The organism is candidate division WOR-3 bacterium (assembly GCA_016867815.1).
Classification (GTDB): Bacteria; Hydrothermota; Tepidihabitantia; order Tepidihabitantales; family Tepidihabitantaceae; genus UBA2258.
Genome location: VGIR01000187.1, coordinates 1 through 2,647, shown reverse-complemented (window position 1 = coordinate 2,647; position 2,647 = coordinate 1). Strand labels below are relative to the sequence as shown.

Genomic DNA, 2,647 nt, shown 5'->3' with positions numbered 1-2,647 from the left:
GACAGTAACCAAAGCCGATCTGGTCGAGACTATCTCCCGCCAGGTTCACCCCAGTATAACCAAACGAGACGTCGGCAAACTCGTGCAGATGTTCCTCGACGAGATGTGCAAGATGCTGTTGGAAGGGAACCGCATCGAAATCCGAGGCTTCGGTGTCTTGTCCACCAAATTGCGCAAGCCCAAGATCGCGCGCAATCCGAAGACCAAGGAACCGGTGAACATCCCGCCCCGCCGCGTGCCGGTGTTCAAAGCCTCGCGGCTTCTGAAAGCAAGTCTCATGAAGGGAGGCCTATAGATGCCTTGTGGTCGAAAGCGCAAGCTGTCTAAGATACGGCGCCACAAGTACAAGAAGCGCATCAAGGCGATGCGCCACAAGAAGAAGCTGCGCTAGCCCGCAGACGCCTCTCTTCGGGACGGGATCAACCTGTCCTCCTGTGCGAAGCGCCTGACCCTGAGTTGATTCGGCCGGGACGCCCCACGCGTCCCGGCGCTTTCATTCGACCGCGCCCCTGGTCGGTCTCCCGGAACCGCTTCTGCAAGTCGCGATACGAACCGCGCTCCGAATCGCGATGCGCGTGCCTCTGCAGATCACCCCACGTGTGCTCTTCGGAATGACCCGGACGTTGCCTCCGGATATCGAGATCGAGACCCCGGTCGGGTTCACGGCAGCCATGCTGCACTGAGTCTCAGTCCAATCCCCGGCGGACATCGCGCGAGGATTTCCATTGGAAGCCCGGGTCTGAACCGCATCCTATGAGGCTCTGAGAACCACCCTCCGAACCGTCTTGGGAACGGTCTACATGTTGATGCCCGGAATCACCACTTAGACGAGAGGTAGATTCTCTAACCGACTATTGATAGGTAGATATTTCGCCCGGCCGTCACGCAAGTACCTGAAAACTGCCTTGTTGCAGGCAAGAACGCGTATGGAGTCGGAAAGTGCAACCATCAGGGCGGTGCGGACGAAGCGATGGAATGCGCTCTTCTGCTATCGCCGGTCGCTACCGCGTGATCACGACCTTGCGGATTCCGGCTCCTCCCTCATCCCTCCTCACTCCTCTCTCCTCCCTCCTTCAGAAAGTACACGCCCGGCGCCAGCGCCCGCGCAACATTCGCACCCGGATAGAGTTCCATCACCTTCCGCCCAGCCGCATCCAGCAGGCCTGCGGCCGGTGGCGTGAGGACATGTCTTGCTCTACCTCTGCAGCACGAGTTTGCGCGTGGCGGCGAAACCCTCGGCCTCGAGCCGTACCAGGTAGACTCCGGCTCCGGCCGGGCGGCCGGCCGCGTCGCGGCCGTTCCAGTCAAGAGAGTAGTAGCCCGGGGCCAACGAAGAACTGCAAATGGTTCGCACCACCGTCCCGGCTGCGGAGTAAACTCTCACGGTCGCCGGAGTCAGGCGTGGGACTCCGAAACGGACAACAACCCTACCCCTGGACGGGCTGGGCGCGACTCTGCCCAGCGAGAAGACTCCGGGCAGTCCGCGCTGTTCGGCGACGCCGGTGAAAGGGCTGACGTAGACGGAGTCGTGAACTGCGTCGTTGGCTGGGTTGGTGTCGCTTGCGAGCATTGTGGAGCAGGTCACCGCGAACGTGCCGAGCTCCAAGGCGCCCCAGTCCTCAAAGCCCACCGTGTCGGTCGAGCCAGGCGAGAGGGTGAGCGTCACTGTATCAGCATAGTCGGCGCCGATGGCGAACCGGACGTCAAACGTCTCTCCCGAGGAACCTGAGTTGCGAATCACGGCCTGCGGTGTGACTGTTGCGCCGGAATCAACCGTGTCCCGGGGCGCGAGTATCTGGGTCACCCCCACGTCGTGGCTGGGGATGTCGATGGCGTAGTACTCGCTGACCTGCAGGCAGAGCGTGTCCTGGAGTTGGCGGCCGCCGAAAACCCAGATGCCGGGTACGCCGGTGCCTCCTTCCGCCTCGTCCGGAATGAACACGCCGGCGTGGTTGCGACGGGCTTGGCCGAGGCGCGGGAACGTGTCCCACGTATCGGTCGCCGTGTGGTAGATGTAGCAGTCCGTTGACTCGTAGGGCCAGACGCCGCGGTCGGCGACGATGATGTCACCCGCGAAGTCGCCCGGTTTGTCGGAGTCGAACCCGAAGGCCCGTACCTGCGAGTTCGAATCGGGCATCCTGGCGACATACTCCCAGCCGGAAGCTGTGTCGTTCAGGTTGAGCCTCTGACACTCGGCGCGCGGATAGAGCAAAGAACTGGACCAGGTATCGCCGCCGAGCGCATAGAGGAAGGAGTCGACAACTGCGACAATCGGGTAGGCGCGGGCCAACGGCATGTCCTTCAGTCGCGACCAGCGTGTATCGGCCGTCGCCAGCGGGTTGAACGACCAGACCTGAGCGGAAGTGACGCCCGTGGCCTGGCTGAATCCGCCCATGCTGTAGGCAATGTTGTTGTAGACGATGGATGAGTGGGCAACGGTGATGGAATCGCCGGCGCGACCCGGGAACGCGTCAGTATGCATGACCACGGCCGTGTCGCTGATTGGGTAGTAGACCTGGATAGAGTCGATGTAGTTCGGGGCGGCGTCGATGCGTCCGCCGATGATGTAGAGCCCGAACGTGTCTCCGCCGCTCAGATCGTAGTTGTCGCGCAGGAGGCAAACGTCATAGTTGGAAACCGCCAGAGG

2 protein-coding genes are annotated in these 2,647 nt (G+C 62.0%); one reads left to right on the top strand and one right to left on the bottom strand.

What is annotated here, in order from left to right; genetic code table 11:
* On the top strand, window positions 1-295 hold a 295-nt coding region (locus tag FJY68_14125; protein MBM3332959.1), incomplete at its 5' end, for an integration host factor subunit beta.
* A gap of 900 nt (window positions 296-1,195) precedes the next feature.
* Here the strand turns inward: FJY68_14125 and FJY68_14120 are convergent.
* A partial coding sequence (locus FJY68_14120; protein ID MBM3332958.1) for a hypothetical protein occupies window positions 1,196-2,647 on the bottom strand: 1,452 nt, incomplete at its 5' end.